At 40.7% G+C, this 18,292-nt stretch carries 15 protein-coding genes; 11 read left to right on the top strand and 4 right to left on the bottom strand.

Annotated features, from left to right (window positions below; all coding sequences use genetic code 11):
• Positions 1 to 40 precede the first annotated feature (40 nt).
• From MWU84_RS11695 to MWU84_RS11670, 6 genes are all read left to right on the top strand, one after another.
• Complete coding sequence (locus MWU84_RS11695; RefSeq protein ID WP_246901663.1) at positions 41 to 967, top strand: hypothetical protein; 927 nt, start codon at positions 41 to 43, stop codon at positions 965 to 967.
• A gap of 130 nt (positions 968 to 1,097) precedes the next feature.
• On the top strand, positions 1,098 to 1,556 hold the full coding sequence (locus tag MWU84_RS11690; protein WP_246901662.1) for a GNAT family N-acetyltransferase: 459 nt from the start codon (positions 1,098 to 1,100) through the stop codon (positions 1,554 to 1,556).
• Between the two features lie 116 nt (positions 1,557 to 1,672).
• Complete coding sequence (locus MWU84_RS11685; protein WP_246901661.1) at positions 1,673 to 2,644, top strand: NAD(P)-dependent alcohol dehydrogenase; 972 nt, start codon at positions 1,673 to 1,675, stop codon at positions 2,642 to 2,644.
• A 560-nt stretch (positions 2,645 to 3,204) separates the two neighbouring features.
• A complete protein-coding gene (locus MWU84_RS11680) occupies positions 3,205 to 3,489 on the top strand; it encodes a hypothetical protein (RefSeq protein ID WP_246901660.1) in 285 nt (94 codons plus the stop codon).
• 270 nt (positions 3,490 to 3,759) lie between these two features.
• Positions 3,760 to 6,603, top strand: coding sequence for a DUF1549 domain-containing protein (locus MWU84_RS11675; RefSeq protein WP_246901659.1), 2,844 nt, complete (start codon positions 3,760 to 3,762; stop codon positions 6,601 to 6,603).
• Positions 6,604 to 6,609: 6 nt separating this feature from the next.
• The gene (locus MWU84_RS11670) at positions 6,610 to 8,061 is read left to right on the top strand and encodes a DUF1501 domain-containing protein (protein WP_246901658.1); all 1,452 of its coding nucleotides are present in this window, start codon (positions 6,610 to 6,612) and stop codon (positions 8,059 to 8,061) included.
• Positions 8,062 to 8,481: 420 nt separating this feature from the next.
• Here MWU84_RS11670 and MWU84_RS11665 read toward each other — a convergent pair whose 3' ends face one another.
• From MWU84_RS11665 to MWU84_RS11655, 3 genes are read right to left on the bottom strand one after another with little or no spacing between them, the layout of a single operon-like run.
• Positions 8,482 to 9,831 (bottom strand): sugar porter family MFS transporter, encoded by a 1,350-nt coding sequence (locus MWU84_RS11665; RefSeq protein WP_281502549.1) that lies wholly within the window; start codon positions 9,829 to 9,831, stop codon positions 8,482 to 8,484.
• Positions 9,832 to 9,858: 27 nt separating this feature from the next.
• On the bottom strand, positions 9,859 to 10,119 hold the full coding sequence (locus MWU84_RS11660) for a hypothetical protein (protein WP_246901656.1): 261 nt from the start codon (positions 10,117 to 10,119) through the stop codon (positions 9,859 to 9,861).
• 17 nt (positions 10,120 to 10,136) lie between these two features.
• A complete protein-coding gene (locus MWU84_RS11655) occupies positions 10,137 to 11,372 on the bottom strand; it encodes a glycosyltransferase N-terminal domain-containing protein (RefSeq protein ID WP_246901655.1) in 1,236 nt (411 codons plus the stop codon).
• A 115-nt stretch (positions 11,373 to 11,487) separates the two neighbouring features.
• Here MWU84_RS11655 and MWU84_RS11650 point away from each other — a divergent pair, with 115 nt between their 5' ends.
• The 4 genes from MWU84_RS11650 to MWU84_RS11635 all read left to right on the top strand — a co-directional run bounded on the left by MWU84_RS11650 (position 11,488) and on the right by MWU84_RS11635 (position 14,827).
• Positions 11,488 to 12,639: a DegT/DnrJ/EryC1/StrS family aminotransferase gene (locus MWU84_RS11650; protein WP_246901654.1), complete on the top strand. Its 1,152-nt coding sequence runs from the start codon at positions 11,488 to 11,490 to the stop codon at positions 12,637 to 12,639.
• A gap of 63 nt (positions 12,640 to 12,702) precedes the next feature.
• Positions 12,703 to 13,719, top strand: coding sequence for a UDP-glucose 4-epimerase GalE (gene galE, locus MWU84_RS11645; RefSeq protein ID WP_246901653.1), 1,017 nt, complete (start codon positions 12,703 to 12,705; stop codon positions 13,717 to 13,719).
• A 153-nt stretch (positions 13,720 to 13,872) separates the two neighbouring features.
• Positions 13,873 to 14,301, top strand: coding sequence for a hypothetical protein (locus MWU84_RS11640; RefSeq protein WP_246901652.1), 429 nt, complete (start codon positions 13,873 to 13,875; stop codon positions 14,299 to 14,301).
• A gap of 169 nt (positions 14,302 to 14,470) precedes the next feature.
• On the top strand, positions 14,471 to 14,827 hold the full coding sequence (locus MWU84_RS11635; protein ID WP_246901651.1) for a hypothetical protein: 357 nt from the start codon (positions 14,471 to 14,473) through the stop codon (positions 14,825 to 14,827).
• 1 nt (position 14,828) lies between these two features.
• Here MWU84_RS11635 and MWU84_RS11630 read toward each other — a convergent pair whose 3' ends face one another.
• A complete protein-coding gene (locus MWU84_RS11630; RefSeq protein WP_246901650.1) occupies positions 14,829 to 15,359 on the bottom strand; it encodes an alpha-ketoglutarate decarboxylase in 531 nt (176 codons plus the stop codon).
• 104 nt (positions 15,360 to 15,463) lie between these two features.
• Between MWU84_RS11630 and MWU84_RS11625 the strand changes: the two genes are divergently transcribed.
• Entirely contained in the window at positions 15,464 to 18,274 is a 2,811-nt protein-coding gene (locus MWU84_RS11625) for a 2-oxoglutarate dehydrogenase E1 component (RefSeq protein ID WP_246901649.1), read from the top strand.
• The last annotated feature ends 18 nt before the right edge of the window (positions 18,275 to 18,292 follow it).

The following is an 18,292-nucleotide window of genomic DNA, read 5'->3' as shown; positions in this document are numbered from 1 at the left end:
TATTACCATTAATTTGGCTTTTGCAAGAAAAATATAACCAATGAAATTTTATTTAATAATGACTATTCGTTTTATCATTCGTATTTCAATTCAGATAGCAATATTGATTACGATCTTTTTGACCTCCTGCTCCAGGAACGATTCGGATTCCGACAAAGACCAATACCTGGACATTCCGGATGCCACATTTGAAGCTATATTAATAGATCAAGGCATAGATTCTGACGGCATCTTAAATCAAAGGATGCTGAGTAAGGATGCTGCACAAGTGAGCGTTTTGGATTTGAATTATTCAGGCAATGGTGCAATCAATGATTTAAGCGGAATTGAAGGGTTCGTGAATTTAAAGAGGTTATCTGCAATACAGCACAACCTAGAGAGTATAGACCTGAAGTCCAATTCCTTATTGGACACTTTGTATCTTGCTGGCAACTATATCTCTAACATTGATATCAGTAACAACCCCAATTTAGTTTTATTGGATGTGCAGTCTAACCAACTTAGTGCCATTAACGGACTTTCCAAAGCGACTCACTTAAAAGAATTAAATCTATCCTTTAACGAATTGGAAGAATTTAGCATTGTAAATGAAACTCTTGAAATATTAAAAATAAGCAACAACTTATTACATTCCTTTGATGTCAGGGGGTCTATAAATCTGAAAAATATATTACTGACGACGAATGAGCTGACTTCTGTAGATTTTAGTAAAAATACACTTTTGGAAACCCTGTTGATTTCTAACAATAAAATTCAGAATATTGATCTTGAACATAATGCCAGTTTAACGCATCTTTATATTTCAAGCAATTCACTTACAGATCTGGATGTGGGCAACAATCAGGAGCTAATTGACTTAAAGGTGGATAGAAATCCCAATTTAAGCTGTATCAAAATCCAAGGTGCTCAGAGCATACCTAATGTATCAATATCCGAATACCAAGAATTAAATACCAGCTGTAACTAATTATAGGCCTTTACGCTTTCTAATTCACTTATCTGTCCGGAGTTTTGCTAATAGGATAGGAGCGGATTTCACTTTGTAATGGTAGATTTTTCATAAGATTTTTATTTTTGGGATTTTATAGTTGTTGCAAATGGCACATTACATAGACAAGGTAGAAAAGGCCGAATTCCCTGAAGTGGTTGCGGTTTGGGAGGCTTCGGTCAGGGCCACACACCACTTTTTAAAGGAAGAGGACATACTATATTTTAAACCGCTAATATTAAACGAGTATTTAAGTGCCGTCCAATTAAGGTGTATAAGGGGTCATGGAAAGCAGATAATTGGTTTTTTGGGTACGGCAGAAAGGAATTTGGAAATGTTATTTATTCATCCAGAATACCGCGGGAGAGGATTAGGCAAGACTTTGTTGGCTTATTCTATTCATGAATTGAATGTGTATAAGGTAGATGTAAATGAACAGAACCATCAGGCCGTAGAATTTTATAGGCATTCTGGCTTCACAACAATTGGCCGTTCGGAATTGGATGCTTCAGGAAAACCCTATCCAATTTTGCACATGGAATTAAAAAAAGTAAGACTTGGCCAATAGTCTTTGACTTGAATGCATCCACAACCCGGAACCATTGGAAACTGCCTTTACTTTGTTCTGATTTTGAAATTGGAACGATTGGCTTATAGCCACAGTATACATTTGTCAAAAAAAACATGAAAGCAATTGTAATTACAAAGTATGGTTCCCCGGCGGTCCTAAAATATAAGGAAATAACCAAGCCCCAACCTAAGGAAGATGAGCTTTTAATAAAGGTAAAAGCGGCCAACGTGACCGCGGCAGATACCATGATGAGAAAGGGTAATCCGTGGTACGGCCGACTTTTTATTGGTTTAACAAAACCCAAATACCCTATAGCAGGGACTGGTTTTTCAGGGAAAATCGAAGCTGTAGGTGCCGATGTTCAACGTTTCCAAGTAGGTGATGAAGTCTTTGGGGAGTCGGTATTTGGTGCCGGTGCCAATGCGGAATACCTCTGTATTTCCGAAGAAGGTCCTATAGTTTTAAAACCTAGAAATGTAGCTCATGAAGAACTTGCATGTGTGTGTGACGGACCTTTGACCTCATGGAATTATTTAAAGGAGTTGGCCAATGTAAAAAGTGGACAAAAGGTGCTAATAAATGGTGCTTCAGGTAGTCTTGGTACTGCCGCTGTACAATTGGCCAAAAACCTTGGGGCAGAAGTAACAGCTGTTTGCAGTTCCGTCAATTGCGACATGGTAAGGTCTGTTGGAGCGGATAAGGTCATAGACTATACCATGGTAGATTATACTACAACAGGAAATAGTTATGATGTAATTTTTGATACTGTGGGCAAAAGCTCGTTCCATAAAAGCAAAAAAGCACTGGCAAAAAATGGCACCTACCTGTCGCCTGTACTAAGTATGCCACTACTATTTCAAATGCTGTGGACCTCTAAATTTGGTAGCCAAAGGGCAAAGTTTGCGGCTACCGGACTTTTGTCCGTTCATAAGCTTAGTACTATGTTGAGTGAGCTAACGGATTTATTGGTGGCCGGCCAACTGAAATTGGTCATTGATAAACGTTACGCTTTACATGAAGCTGCCGAAGCCCATTCCTATGTGGACACTGGTCGTAAAAAAGGTAATGTAGTTATAAATTTGTAGCCAAATCTATTTTTGAATGTGTGTTTTTTATTTTTCTGGAAATATTGGACTCTAGATTATACGGACCATATTCAAGGGTGTCAACATAAATTTTTGCTTAGCTAATATAAAAGTTGAACACTTAGTTTTTAATTCATAATTAAAGAAATTTACATTTTATCCAAGGTTTGTTGGCATTGAACGTTGATATTTTGAAACATGGACATTCCATGCTAACTTTAATGTTAGTAATGTGGCTCATAGGCATATTAGAAGTTTAAACCAAGGAATGACCCAACCAAAATTAAATACCTCTCCTCTGTTAAGGTGATGACTATGGAAAACAATAAAAAAAAGTGATGAAAAAGAAATTCAATTTTATAGACCTGGTACTGACATTTAGTGGTGCCTTTGCTGTTATTGTATTGCTATTGGTAGTTTCCAAGTTTGTATAGTAGCACACAGTAATAGGGTCCTAGGAAGATCTCTTGAAATTAACGGTCCAAAGACATCAAATATTACGTAAATATAATGTGGTGTCTAAATGGAACAATTTATTGTTTTAATCTAAATTCAGAATAATGTCTAAAACATCCGCCCGTTGGTTATTGATATTGGGTCTTGTTATTGTTGGCTTTGGGGTCGGGATATACTTGCAGGATCTAAAACATCAGGAAAGTACTAAGGCCGCTTGGAAGGCTAATCGGTTCAACGTGGCCAGATTTAACAAGATAATGCGGTACGCAGGCGATATGAATTCTCAGAATTGGGCCTCCATGAGGGATAGCATTGGTGGTCAATTGGATAGTTTAATGATATTGAGGTTCAGAAAAGAAGTGGAAAGTATACAAAAGACCAAAAAATAGAATTCCCGCATCAAAACAATTGACCCGGCTTGTCCATGTCGTGGAGAATGTAGTTCTTCCAGGAAAGTGATACAGTATTAACTTTATATATAAAAGCAACCCATGTAGGTTGCTTTTTTTTGTGAATTACTGTGGCTGTGAGTATTGTATTTTTGAACTGAATAGTTAACTTAGAGGAAATTATATATAATAGGTATAAAATTTTGAGCAAGATGAAGCTCCTCCTATTTTGTATAATATTAGCATACGAAAAAACATTAAATTGCAGCTATGGACGTTAATTCTTGGGATTGGATTTTTCAGTTGTTGGGGCGCTTTCACCCAATGGTAGTGCACTTTCCGATTGGATTATTGGTAGTTGCCATCTTTTTGGAATTTTTAACGCTGGGTGGAAAAAGACAGGGTCTAAGGGAAGGAATTAATTGGATGGTCTATTTGGGAGCGGGTTTTGCCATTCTGGCTGCGGCCTTAGGTTGGTTGCTCCGCACCCATGACGACTACGTTGGGGATTTGGTACAGTTTCATCAAAATGCTGGTATCGCTACGGCCATTTTGGCCGGCATCACATATATCTTGTTGCGAAATACTTTAAATGGGAGGTTTTCGAATTTTGTTTATTATCGATTTGGGTTGTTCTCAACGGTAGTTTTACTGGTTGTAGCAGGTCATTTGGGAGCAAACCTAACCCATGGGGAAGATTATTTGACTAGCGTGTTACCGAACAATCAAAATTCTTATGATGATGAAAAGACTAGGGTACTTTACGCCGAATTAAAGGGCTTGGATTCTTTAACGGAAGCGCAGCAGGAGAATTTAAATTTAGGGGTCAGGGCAATTGTGGCACATAACTGTTATCAATGTCATAGTGAGAACAAGCAAAAGGGCGATTTAGTACTGGACAATAAACGAGGAGTCTACCAGGGAGGCAAGTCGGGTCCTATTATTGTAGAAGGCAGGCCAGAGGAGAGTGAGATGTATCGTAGGGTAAGCCTTCCTCCCGATCATGATGATGTAATGCCCAAGAAAGGTAAGGTGTTGAAGGAGAGCGAAATAAAATTGATAGAGTTGTGGATCAAAAATGGCGCAAAATGGTCGGATGGGGCACTAAAGATTTTCCCGGAAGCAGAGCTGGCCCTTACACAACCTAATTTGCCAAAAGAGAGCATGGAGAACCATCCCGTAGATAAATTAATGGATTCCTATTTCAAGGAAAAGAAGTTGAAATGGCCTGAAGTGGTGGACGACAGGACATTTATAAGGCGTGTTTACCTGGATATTTTAGGTCTACTTCCGGAGCCCCAGAAAATAGACCAATTTGTGACCAATGGGGACAAGAAAAAGAGAGTTAAGCTCATTGATGAATTGTTGGGCGACAAGCACAATTATACCCAGCATTGGTTGAGTTTTTGGAATGATATACTCAGGAACGATTACAGTGGTCCCGGATTTATTACTGGAGGCCGTAAACAGATTACGGATTGGCTTTACAATTCCCTTTTGGAAAACAAGCCTTATGATGTAATGGTCAAAGAATTAATAAATCCAAATGAAGAATCGGAAGGTTTTATTAAAGGAATTAAATGGCGTGGCCTGGTCAATGCCAGTCAAAGAACGGAAATGCAGGCCGCCCAAAATATTGGGCAGTCATTAATGGGGGTAAACGTAAAATGCGCCTCCTGCCATAACAGTTTTGTAAGTAATCTTACTTTGGAGCAATCCTATGGATTTGCTTCGATTTTTGCAGATTCCATAATGGAACTGAATAGATGTGATATGCCGATAGGGAAAATGGCCGAAGTAAATTTTCTGTATCCGGAACTGGGTTCTGTTGAAGCCGAAGGTGTAAAGGAAAGATTGTTATTGCTTTCAGAAGTCATGGTAAAGCCGGAGAATGGTAGACTTTACCGAACCATTACCAACAGGTTTTGGAAACGTTTTATGGGAAGAGGTCTTGTGGAACCCGTAGATGAAATGGACAATAAACCTTGGAATGCCGATCTTCTGGATTGGTTAGCGGCAGATTTTGTAGATTCCGGCTATGATGTAAAAGGTCTCATGAAAATGATCATGACGTCGAAATCCTACCAACTGGAAACGACCCGATTGGAAAAGCAGGAAGATCTGAAAAATGGGTATGTGTTTAACGGACCAATATTGAGACGATTAAGTGCAGAGCAGTTTTCCGATGCGGTTAGCCAAGTAGTGGCCCCTATGTATTATGCGGCGGCTTATGACCCCAATAGTGAAGGTTTGCCGTATAAGAGGATCTGGCACAGGGAAGTCAAGTTTGATCGCGATGTGTTGCCTGAACCGGGGAAACGATATTTCCGTTATGGTTTCAATTTGAACAATAAAAAAATAGTGTCGGCAACAACTTTAATTTCCGTTGATCATTCCTATGCCCTATATCTCAATGGCAAAAAAATCTCTGAGGGTAAGGACTGGAGAAAAGTAGACCGTTTAGAGGTTTCTGACAAGCTTGTTCAAGCTGGGAATATATTGGCTGTTGAGGGTGAAAACGAAGGAAGCATTGCCAATCCCGCTGGAATCTTGTTCGCCATGAAAATTCTATATGAAGATGGGACGGATATTTTGATAACTTCCAATGATAAATGGAAAAGTACGGATAAACTGCCAGAAGAAGGATGGGTAAACACGAATTTTAATGATGGTAATTGGCAAGGAGTACGTAACTACGGTTCTAGTAACTGGGACAAATTGGTGAATTTTACCTTTGAAAATTCGGAAAGGGAATTTGCTCGGGCGAGCCTTGTAAAACAACATCCATTTATGAAGGTTATGGGCAGGCCTTCTAGGGAAAATGTGGCCACTACAAGAGATGAACAGGCAACTTTGTTACAAGCCCTAGAGTTGACCAATGGAGAGTATTTCAATGGCGTGCTCAAGGAGGGAGCGGAGGAATGGCTTAAGAAGTACGGTGATCGGAACGAGGAAATAGTACTCGATCTATATCAAAAAACCTTGGGCAGAAATCCAACGGATAAAGAAAGGGGAATAATGCTGAATGCCTTGCAAACGGATGCAAAAGATGAAGCTTTGCAGGACCTTTTTTGGTCCATGTTCAATTCTCCCGAATTTCAATTTATATACTAAGCAATAATGAATAAGGATTTACATACCAATGCACGTAGGGATTTTGTAAAAAAGATGGCGGCTGCCAGTCTGGCGGCAGCATCGACAAGTATTCCTGTTGCCAGTTTTTTAAGTTCCTGTAATTCAGTTCCGGCAATAACATCCAAAGCGGATACGGTTATATTACTATGGATGGCGGGGGGAATGGCCCATACGGAAACATTTGATCCTAAGGCATATGTACCTTATTCCAAGGGGGTGGAGAGCAAAAGGGTTTTAAGTACCTTTCCGAAGGTGCCCACTATTGTGGATGGACTCCATTTTTCTCAGGGTCTGGAATCAATAGGAGGTGTTATGGATAAAGGCGCCATAATCCGTTCCTATAAGTCGGCAGATCTAGGTCACATCCTGCATACACGGCATCAGTATCATTGGCATACCTGCTATGAACCGCCACAGTCTGTGCAAGCTCCCCATATAGGAGCGTGGATTGCCAAGGAGTTGGGTCCTGTAAACCCGGTAATCCCACCATTTATTGCCATGGGGCAACGTTTTACTGTTGGGGAAGCCGAAGAGTTAAAGGCGTTTCATTCTGCTGGATTTTTGGGGAGTGAATATGGTCCGTTTCTAATACCGGACCCTTCTACAGGTTTGGATAGTGTAAGGCCGCCACAAGGGATGTCGCTTAAGAGATTTGAAGCCCGCTATAAGCTTTATAAGGAGTTGGCCAATAAGAGCAAGATCATGGAGGGGGGGAGTGATTATCAAAGGGAATCCTTGATGCGATCCATGGAGCAATCCTATAGGTTGTTGAATTCTCCTGAAGCCAAGGTGTTCGATTTAGCCCAGGAACCCAAGGAGGTCTATGATACCTACAATACCGGTAGGTTTGGTCTGGGATGTCTTTTGGCTAAACGACTGGCCATGAACGGGGGCAGGTTTATAAGTGTATCTACGGAATATGAACCTTTTTTAGGGTGGGATACTCATGAAAATGGTCATACCCGGGCGGCGAAAATGAAGGAGCTTATAGATAGGCCCATAGCACAACTAATTAAAGATCTGGACGAATCAGGGCATTTGGACAGGACACTTATTATTCTGGCCAGTGAATTTAGTAGGGACGCCATTATGGAAGGTCGCCCGGGAGTACCGGTACAAGATCAAGTAGATCAGCCTGATATTATCGAGGATGAAAAATTCTATGGCATGCACAGACATTTTACGGATGGTAGTTCTATACTTATGTGGGGTGGTGGTGTCAAAAAAGGTTTGGTCTACGGTAAAACAGCGGATGAGCGACCTTGCTCCTCAATTGAAAACCCAGTAGTGATAGATCAGGTACATCAATCCATATATCACGCTTTGGGTATGGACCCGGAAACCAATTATACTATTGAAGGTAGGCCCTTTTACACCACGCCAGATGGGCAGGGTAAGCCTATTTTGGACTTGTTCGGTGAAAAAATAGTAACTTAAATGACATACAAACTTCAGCCCAATTTAGACGTAATCGCTAAATTGAACCAAACTCCAATGAAATAAAAATTATAATCCGTCATATTGGGGGTAGAATACGACCCGGAATTCTATAGGCCTTGGGGGATAGAATCAGATCCATTTAAAAGAAGCCAAAAGCAGCTAAAATCAAACAGACAATTACAGCCAATAGAATGGCGATCAAAACTACCACCATAAGACTAAGGAACCCATTGAGAACCCTAATTCCAAAAGTAACATCATCCATGATATTCAGATTTTAAAACAATTTAATGAATTATCCTCAAATTAACACGTGTTTTAGGGTCAAATCCGTTAAACGACTTCAAAATAGTATACTAATCCGTTATACTGTTGAAATTTTCGATAAAACACTGAAAACCAGTTAGTGGTATTTTCTTACTTACTCAGTTTTTTACTAAGTTCCTCCAGGGTAATTCCTTTTGTCTCCGGCATCAAGAAAATTACAAAGAGCAATTGCAATACCATCATAAAGGCGAAGAACCCAAAAACAGGTCCAGGACCTACCCAGGCAAAAAGTGCTGGGATGGAGGAGGGGATAATCCAGGCTAGGACCCAATGTACGGAACTGCCAAAGGCTTGGCCAGATCCTCTCAAATGATTCGGAAATACCTCGGAGATGAAAACCCAGATTACAGCCCCTTGCCCAATTGCGTGCGATGCAATAAACAAGAATAGAAAAATAGGGACAGCCATTCCTTCCCAGTTTAAAATAAACGCAGCAGCTACGAGCGACAAGGAAATGATATAGCCAAAAGATCCAAAATACATTAGTTGTTTACGTCCAAGGCGGTCTATCAGGAATATGCCCAAGAAGGTAAAGATAAGGTTCGTGATGCCGATCCCTATACTGCTGAGAAGCGCAGTACTTTCACCCAGTCCGGCCGCTTCAAATATTCTGGGAGCGTAGTATAGAAAGGCATTTATTCCTGAAAATTGATTGAAAAAGGCAATTAGAAAGGCCAAAGTCAAAGGAAAGCGATATTTCTTCATGAAAATACTCTCGGAGGCGACTGCAGCTTCTTTCCCATAGGCAATTTCAGCTTCCAATTCCTCCAATGATAGGTCTGGATTTATAGAGTTGAGTATTTTTTTGGCTTCCTCGCTCCTGTTTTTGGTCAATAACCATCTCGGGCTTTTTGGTACGGTAAGAACAAATAAGGTATATATTATAGCCGGGAAGGCTTCAACGCCAACCATCCATCTCCAATCGTTTTCGCCTACATTGCTGAGGAGATAATTGGACATGAAGGCCACGAGTATCCCGAAAACCAGCATAAATTGGTAAAGTCCAACCAACCTGCCCCGATCTTTTGCCGGAGCTATTTCCGAAATATAGGCCGGAGCTGCAACGGTTGATGCGCCAACACCCAAACCGCCAATAAATCTGAATATTCCAAAGGTAACAGGGTCATTGGCAAAGGCAGAACCTATGGCCGAGACAGAATACAGAATACCGATCCAAATAAGGGTGTTCTTTCTGCCAATTTTGTCGGTCGGTATGCCGCCCAATATGGCTCCGATAACGGTTCCGAACAAAGCCATGCCAATTACCACCGTTCCGTGAAAAGCTTCGGAGGAATTCCATAAAAGTTGTAATTTTTTCTCGGCGCCTGAAATAACTACGGTGTCGAAGCCAAATAAAAAACCCGCCAAGGCGGCAATAAGGGAAATGCGAAGTATTTTGGAATTCATAATTTGGTTTGTTGATTTTTGTAAAGCTAACAAAAAAAGCAAACCAAATGTATGGTATGTTTATGACAGGGCAATTTTTGGGGCAAGGGTGTCCCTTGCTGTGGGCTTTTGTCCATTTTTGGATTTGGTAGGGATGCTTTTATCAAGTTGAGGAACTACTTTTTCAGGTTGCGGCTTCTTTACATCGTCCTTTTTAGACGAAGGAACAGCGTTTTCAGGTGGAGTAGTGCCCTGTTGTTCGCCCAAAGGCCCCCGGCACGCGAGACAGCATAGGACAAAAGTGGTCAGGGCAACCAAGTGTATAATTCGGGAATTTTGCATAGTCGTAACATAGGTGTTCAAATTAATGTACGTACATATGCCATGATTTGGATGCTTGCCCCTTTATTTTCAGATACATAAGTGCTGTTGATATCCCCAGTTTTTTTAAGGTACTCCATGTCCCCTAGCAGTTGGTTGGCCAAGGTGTTGAATTCTTGCCTCGATTTAACAACCAATACTCCGCCTTTGTCAACAAGGTCCTCAGCTTCCTTAAAGCCCTTAAAGTTTGGACCAATAATTACGGGAATGCCGTATACCGCTGGTTCCAAAGTATTGTGCAATCCAGTGGCAAAACCACCACCTACGTAGGAAATGTCCGCGTAACTGTAGATTTTGGTCAAAATGCCAATAGTGTCTATAATAAGAACCTCGTATTTGGATAGGTCTTTATTCTCCAATTCTGAGTAAAGTATGGTTTTCTTGTTGATGGAGGATTTTAGTTTGTTGATATGTTCCGGTTTGATATTGTGCGGGGCAAGAACAAATTTTAAAGTGGATCTGCCAGCATTTATATAAGGTACCAATACTTCTTCATCTTCTGGCCAAGTGCTGCCAGCTACCAATGTCCGCTCACCATTTTTAAATTCCGCCATAAATGCCAGGTTGTTGTCCCTTTCGAGAATTTCAATTACCCTATCAAATCTGGTATCCCCGCTAATATCAGTGTTTTTTATGTTGATGGTGTTCAATAATTCGATGGACCTGGAATCCTGAACAAAAATATGTGAGAAATTACGGAGGGCCTTTATCATAAACCCGCCATAACTTTTAAAGTATATTTGATTTTCCTTAAATAAGGCGGAGATCAAGACAGTGGGTATGCCTCTTTGGGACAATGTTTTTAAATAATTGGGCCAAATTTCGTACTTGACAAAAATGACCAACTTGGGATTGACGATGTCAATAAATTTTTTAGCGTTTTTTGGGGTATCCATTGGCAGATAGGTAACCATATCTGCGGCGGCGGTATTTTTTTTAACCTCATAGCCCGAAGGTGAAAAGAAGCTGACCAATATACGATTTGCTGGATAGTTCTTTTTTAACAGTTCTATGATGGGAAGGCCCTGTTCAAATTCGCCCAAAGAGGCAGTGTGCACCCATATGATTTGATCGTCCTGAGAAATATTTTGAAGTAAATAGGGTATTACCTTCTTCCGGCCATTTACGAAAAGCTTAATTTTTGGATGGAACAAAGCAACTAATTCCAAGAAAAGGGCAGATAACTTTACGGCGAAATTATATATAACAAACACTGAATCTTCGTTTGGGGCTAAAATACGCTTCTTTAAATAAATTCCATTGGCTGCCAATCCTTATTTTTGTAATATTGTTCGCGCCAAACCAAGTTTGGAATCTAAGTTTTATTCAATGAGGAAAATTCAAATGGTCGACCTAAAGGGTCAATATGAAGTTATAAAGGATGAGGTAAATGCCTCTATATCCAATGTTCTGGAAACCTCCACATTTATCAATGGTCCCGAGGTACACGCCTTTCAAAAGGAATTGGAGGACTATTTGGGGGTAAAGCACGTTATTCCCTGTGCAAATGGTACCGATGCCCTTCAAATTGCTATGATGGGTCTGGGTTTAAAACCAGGGGACGAGGTAATAACCGCCGATTTTACCTTTGCAGCTACCGTAGAGGTAATTGCCCTGTTGCAGCTTACCCCAGTCCTGGTAGATGTAGAGCTGGATAGTTTTAATATAGATCCAGTGGCGCTTGAAAAAGCTATTACCCCTAAGACCAAGGCAATTGTACCAGTCCATTTATTTGGCCAATGTGCCAATATGGATGCGGTTCTTGAAATTGCTGAAAAGCATAATCTATTTGTCATAGAAGACAATGCACAGGCCATTGGGGCCGATTATACCTCTGAAAATGGTTCAAAACAGAAGGCTGGTACTATGGGGCACGTTGCGGCAACCTCCTTCTTTCCTTCCAAGAACTTGGGCTGCTATGGAGATGGAGGGGCTATTTTCACCAATGATGATGAATTGGCACATACCCTGAGGGGAATTGTGAACCATGGAATGTACGAACGCTATCATCATGATGTCGTTGGGGTCAATTCCCGATTGGATTCTATTCAAGCAGCGGTTTTAAGGTCAAAGTTGTCCCGATTGGATTCTTATAATGCCCGTAGGAGGGCAGCGGCAAAAAAGTATTCCAAAGCTTTTGAGGGAAATAAGAATATTACTGTGCCGCAAATGGCAAATGGCTGTGCGGAGATATGTGATTCTTGCGACTGTCATGTATTCCATCAATATACCTTGAGAATTTTAAATGGACAACGTGATGAATTGGTAAAGCATTTGGCCGAAAAACAAATTCCATGTGGGGTCTACTATCCCATACCTTTGCATAGGCAAAAGGCATATTTGGATGAGCGTTATCAGGAAAAGGATTTTCCGGTAACCAATCAACTGGTCAAGGAAGTTATTTCCTTACCGATGCACACCGAGTTGGATGATGAGCAAATTACTTTTATTACCCAGACCATTATTCAGTTTATAGGCTAATAATTAAAGCTTGCTTTGGATTGTTTTGTTGCATATTAAAATGAAAACCAAAATTTTAAATAGATGAAAATACTCGTAACGGGAGGCTTGGGATTTATAGGTTCCCATACCACCGTAGAATTGCAGAATAAAGGCTATGAAGTAATTATTATTGACGATCTCTCCAATTCAACCGAAAAGGTCTTGGAGGGTATTGTGGCCATTACGGAGAAGAGGCCGATTTTTGAGAAATTGGATCTAAAGGAAAAATCAAAGGTTGAGGATTTTTTTAAAAGACATCAGGACATTGCCGGGGTTATTCACTTCGCCGCATCCAAAGCCGTTGGTGAAAGCGTTGAAAAACCGTTGCTGTATTACGAGAACAATATTGGAACTTTGGTGTACTTGCTCAAAGAACTTTCCAAAAAGGATAAATCCAGTTTTATCTTTAGTTCGTCATGTACCGTTTACGGTCAAGCCGATAAAATGCCCATTACCGAAAGTGCGCCAGTAAAACCGGCAGAATCTCCTTACGGCAATACCAAGCAAATGGGGGAGGAAATAATCCGTGATACCTGTAAGGTGACGCCGGGCATAAATGCCATTGCGCTTAGGTACTTTAATCCCATGGGAGCACATCCGAGTGCAGAAATAGGGGAATTGCCAATAGGTGTTCCTCAAAATTTGGTGCCGTTTATTACCCAAACAGGTGCGGGCATCAGGGAACAGCTTTCCGTTTTTGGTGGGGACTATCCTACTGTGGATGGTACCTGTGTTAGGGATTATATTCATGTAGTTGATCTGGCCAAGGCCCACGTAGTGGCTTTGGAAAGATTGATGAACGGCAAGAACCAAGATAATTATGAGGTCTTTAATGTAGGGACCGGAACGGGAAGCACCGTTTTGGAAGTAATCAAAAGCTTCGAAAAGGTGTCCGGAAAAAAATTGAATTATAAAATTGTAGATAGGAGACCCGGTGATATCACTTCTGCCTATGCCGACACGACCAAGGCAAACGAGGTTTTGGGCTGGAAGGCGGAATCTACATTGGACGAAGCTATGAAGTCGGCCTGGCTTTGGGAGGAGAAAATCAGGAAATAAATTCGCAGAACCTATTTTTTTATTTTAATTGCTTAGGAGGGCTATATTTATAATCGTATGCTCTTCATGTAGATTTTGATTAATGGTTTGGATAAATTTGAATTGAAGAAAGCAACCCATCCGAAGACCGTGCATCCTTAAAAAAAAGGGTTTATGAAATTATATGTGGGTTTAATAACAGTTTTGCTATCGCTTAATTGCAGTAACAAGGAGGTGGATGGTACTCCTAATTGTGTAGATGTATTCTGTACCGAAGAGTTTAGGACCATTACAGTGAATGTCAAGGATAAGGACGGTGTTGCCGTGGCCTTAGATTACTTTAAGGTGGTTGTGCTGTCTAATGGAGACGAAATCACCCTTGGTGCCTCAAGTAGTGAATATGACTGGATGGCAGAAAATGGGACCTATCCTTTGTTCAGTGACAAATACGTTTCGAGATACCGGAATAAGAAACTTGAGATAAATTTTCGAGGATATATCGATAATAAGCTAATGGTGGATTCGGATTTCACCGTAGGGGCAGATTGCTGCCATGTAGTACTTATTGAAGGGGAAACGGATTTGGTGCTTGTTGAAAATTGATATGAAAACCCTATTAATGATCGGTCCTAAATAGAACTATTGGTTCTAATAAAGTTGTGATTTTAAAATTTTTCATCGAAAAAGTGCTCTAGTCTGCCGAGTTTTGGAAAAAGTTGGTTTTATTGCGTTGGCTTAAAAACCATTTCAACTATAATTTCGTAAATAGCATATGGTTGTAAATTTTCCTGATATTTCGGCACTGCTAAAACATGCCAACGATAGAAGTCTCTATCAAGCTCTAGTCTTACAATTGCAAAAAGATTTTGTGTTTGCCAATGTATTCGTAGACTGGCCCGAGCAGATTTCTCCTGAGGATTTGAAAACTCTGGTGCATGAGAAAGTATATTATTTGATCATGGAGAAGTTTACGGACTATTTAAACTTACTTTATATTATCGATGTTCCGGAGAAAGCGGTCAAAGCTATTGCAGCTACGGATGTGGTTGAAATATCGGAACAGGTTATCTTTGAGATTCTGAAAAGGGAATGGCAAAAAGTGTGGTTTAGAAATGAGTACGGGTCTTAGTTTAGAAATACACGCGTACAAAGGGCATTAGTGCATCGGCATAAATACTTTTTTCTTGATCGTGTAATATATTGTACCGAACTCCAATGGTTACATTCCTATTGCCGTAACCTATACCCAGAAACAGGGCCGGTGACCAATAATTTTCTTCCCGGTTGCCACCGTCAAGTTCAAGCTCCCGATATACCCTAAGCTGTTCCATTTCGGCAGAAAGTTGTAATGCAGGAATAGGATTGAACAAGGAAAGTACACTGCCTCCATAAGCCACTAATTTTGCATCCCGAAATTTGGCATAGTTAAAGTTAACACCCAGGCCTACCCCGAATTGCTCATTAGCTTGGTAAATAGCACTGGGAGAGATAGATGCATTGAAGGAATTATTGCCAAAACCGAGGCCTAAATTGCCTCCAAAATATACCTGGTTCCAAAAATCGGAATTCCCTGGGGTGGGTTGCGAGTAACCTAAGCCCCAAAATGCCGTGAAAAAAACACATAAAATCACGCTTTTTTTTAAGGAATGACGATTTAACATAATTATTGTAATAATTTTCCATTATTCAGGGCTAAGATAAGCTTAGATATGCTAAATGTTGTATTTTTGAATAAATTTTGTTCAAAAGACAGAGAGACTTTTTCATGGATAAATATTCCTTTTTAAACGCTGCGCATACTTCTTATTTCGCAGAATTATACGATAAGTATTTAATAAATCCCGATAGTGTAGAGCCTAGTTGGAGGGCCTTTTTTCAAGGATTCGATTTTGGCATGGAAACTTCCATGGATGGGATGGTCGATGAATTACAGACGGCACCATTGTCTGTGGCTGGTGGTCACGAGGTAGAGGTTCCGGAGAAACTTCAGAAGGAGTTTCAGGTGGTTCGATTGATTGATGGGTATAGGACAAGAGGGCATTTGTTTACCAAAACAAACCCGGTCAGGGAAAGAAGACAATATTTTCCGACTTTGGAAATTGGAAATTTTGGACTTGCTCCAAGTGATCTGGATACCACATTTACAGCTGGGGAAATCTTGGGCATTGGCCCCAGTACCTTACGCGAAATCATACAGCACCTTACAAGCATTTATTGTGATGCAATAGGTGTGGAATATATGTACATCAGAAACCCGGAGCGGGTGGAATGGATTCAAAATTGGTTGAACGTAGATGACAATCACCCGAGATACGATGCCGATAGAAAAAAGCATATTCTAAAAAAATTGAACGAGGCAGTTTCCTTTGAAGGTTTTTTGCATACCAAATATGTGGGTCAAAAGAGGTTTTCCTTAGAAGGAAATGAATCCTTGATTCCTGCGTTGGATGCCGTAGTGGAAAAGGCTGCCGAAATGGGGGTTGAGCAATTTGTAATGGGAATGGCCCATAGGGGCCGATTAAATGTTCTGACCAATATATTTGGCAAGAAGGCAAAGGATATCTTTAGTGAGTTTGATGGTAAAGATTATGAGCAGGAGATTTTTGATGGGGATGTAAAGTATCATTTGGGGTGGACTTCTGAACGGAAAGCCAACAATGGAAAAAAAATAATAATGAATATTGCGCCAAACCCTTCCCACTTGGAGACTGTTGGTGCGGTAGTTGAAGGTATCGCTAGAGCAAAGCAGGATGCTCGTTATAAAGATGATTTTTCCAAGGTATTGCCAATTGTAGTGCATGGCGACGCTGCCATTGCAGGTCAGGGACTCGTTTATGAAGTGGTGCAAATGGCAAATTTGGATGGTTATAAAACCAATGGTACCATTCATATTGTTGTAAATAATCAAATTGGGTTTACGACCAATTATTTGGATGCCCGTAGTTCTACCTATTGTACGGACGTGGCCAAAGTAACTTTGAGCCCTGTTCTGCACGTTAATTCCGACGATCCGGAGGCTGTAGTGCACGCCTCACTTTTCGCCCTGGAATTCCGCATGCGCTTTCAAAGGGATGTTTTTTTAGATCTTTTGGGATATAGGAAATACGGACATAATGAAGGTGACGAACCGCGTTTTACACAGCCAAAACTGTACAAAGCAATTGCCAAGCATAAAAACTCTAGGGATATTTATGCTGAAGCATTGATTAAGGAAGGTATTATAGGGGATAGCTATGTGCAAGAGTTGGAAGAACAATACAAAGCTTCTCTCGAGGAGGAATTGGAAGATTCCCGAAAAGAGGACAAGACCGTAATAACTCCGTTTATGGCCGATGAATGGAGCGGCTTTACCCATGTTCGTGAATGGGAGATGATGGATGCGGTAAATACAAAATACGATAAAAAGAAACTGACGGCAATAGCCAAGGTGTTAACAGAGTTGCCCAAGAATAAGAAGTTCTTGCGTAAAGTCGAAAAATTGGTAAACGACCGTAAGGCCATGTTTTTCGAAAATGATACCTTGGATTGGGCCATGGGGGAACTTTTGGCCTATGGCACTCTTCTAGAGGAGGGTTATGGTGTGCGCATGTCCGGTCAGGATGTTGAACGTGGTACTTTTTCACATCGCCATGCGGTCATGAAGGTGGAAGAAAGTGAGGAGGAAGTAATGCTTTTGAACCACATATCTGATAAACAAGGGACTTTTGAAATATATAATTCCCTGTTATCGGAATATGGAGTAGTTGGTTTTGACTATGGATACGCCATGGCGAGCCCTAATACTTTAACAATTTGGGAAGCTCAATTTGGGGATTTTAGTAATGGTGCCCAAATTATGATAGATCAATACATATCTGCAGCGGAGGATAAATGGAAGCTGCAAAATGGTCTGGTAATGCTGTTGCCGCACGGGTACGAAGGCCAGGGTGCGGAACACTCATCAGCACGTATGGAGCGCTATCTGCAATTGTGTGCACGGGATAATATGTATATCGCCGATGTGTCCACACCTGCAAATATGTTCCATTTGTTGAGAAGGCAAATGAAAGTGAATTTTAGGAAGCCATTAATTGTGTTTACCCCAAAAAGTTTATTGAGACATCCTCGCGCTGTATCAACGGTTGAGGAATTTTCCAACGGCAGCTTCCAGGAGGTAATTGATGATGCAACTGCAGAGGTATCCAAAATTAAGAGCATGGTATTCTGTACCGGAAAATTCTATTATGACCTTTTGGCCTACAGGGAAGAAAACAAAAGGGAGGATGTTGCCTTGGTTAGGGTAGAACAATTATTTCCTGTGCCTACCAAGCAAATGAAGGCAATAATGGAAAAGTATAAAAATGCCGAAGATAAGGTTTGGGCCCAAGAAGAACCTAGAAATATGGGTGCTTGGGGGCATTTGACCATGCACTTTAGCGAAGCCCATAAATTAAGGGTGGCCTCAAGAAGATTTTACGCTTCTCCGGCCGCTGGTAGTGCTGTTCGCTCAAAACGTCGCCATCAGCAGGTGATAGATTATGTTTTTGATATAAATAAGAACAATATGGGTAGAAACCCGGATGCCAGTAATAAGTAGTATTATTTCTTTTGGATA

Source organism: Arenibacter sp. F20364 (assembly GCF_023015905.1).
Classification (GTDB): Bacteria; Bacteroidota; Bacteroidia; order Flavobacteriales; family Flavobacteriaceae; genus Arenibacter.
Note: the sequence above shows the minus strand (reverse complement) of the source record. Positions and strands in the feature narration are given on the sequence as shown.

Excerpts from the sequence above, each read along its gene's own strand:
- MWU84_RS11625 (WP_246901649.1), top strand. The coding sequence starts at position 15,464 with ATGGATAAATATTCCTTTTTAAACGCTGCGCATACTTCTTATTTCGCA.
- MWU84_RS11695 (WP_246901663.1), top strand. The coding sequence starts at position 41 with ATGAAATTTTATTTAATAATGACTATTCGTTTTATCATTCGTATTTCA.
- MWU84_RS11675 (WP_246901659.1), top strand. The coding sequence starts at position 3,760 with ATGGACGTTAATTCTTGGGATTGGATTTTTCAGTTGTTGGGGCGCTTT.
- MWU84_RS11680 (WP_246901660.1), top strand. The coding sequence starts at position 3,205 with ATGTCTAAAACATCCGCCCGTTGGTTATTGATATTGGGTCTTGTTATT.
- MWU84_RS11635 (WP_246901651.1), top strand. The coding sequence starts at position 14,471 with ATGGTTGTAAATTTTCCTGATATTTCGGCACTGCTAAAACATGCCAAC.
- MWU84_RS11650 (WP_246901654.1), top strand. The coding sequence starts at position 11,488 with ATGAGGAAAATTCAAATGGTCGACCTAAAGGGTCAATATGAAGTTATA.
- MWU84_RS11670 (WP_246901658.1), top strand. The coding sequence starts at position 6,610 with ATGAATAAGGATTTACATACCAATGCACGTAGGGATTTTGTAAAAAAG.
- MWU84_RS11640 (WP_246901652.1), top strand. The coding sequence starts at position 13,873 with ATGAAATTATATGTGGGTTTAATAACAGTTTTGCTATCGCTTAATTGC.
- MWU84_RS11690 (WP_246901662.1), top strand. The coding sequence starts at position 1,098 with ATGGCACATTACATAGACAAGGTAGAAAAGGCCGAATTCCCTGAAGTG.
- MWU84_RS11685 (WP_246901661.1), top strand. The coding sequence starts at position 1,673 with ATGAAAGCAATTGTAATTACAAAGTATGGTTCCCCGGCGGTCCTAAAA.
- galE (WP_246901653.1), top strand. The coding sequence starts at position 12,703 with ATGAAAATACTCGTAACGGGAGGCTTGGGATTTATAGGTTCCCATACC.
- MWU84_RS11660 (WP_246901656.1), bottom strand. The coding sequence starts at position 10,119 with ATGCAAAATTCCCGAATTATACACTTGGTTGCCCTGACCACTTTTGTC.
- MWU84_RS11630 (WP_246901650.1), bottom strand. The coding sequence starts at position 15,359 with ATGTTAAATCGTCATTCCTTAAAAAAAAGCGTGATTTTATGTGTTTTT.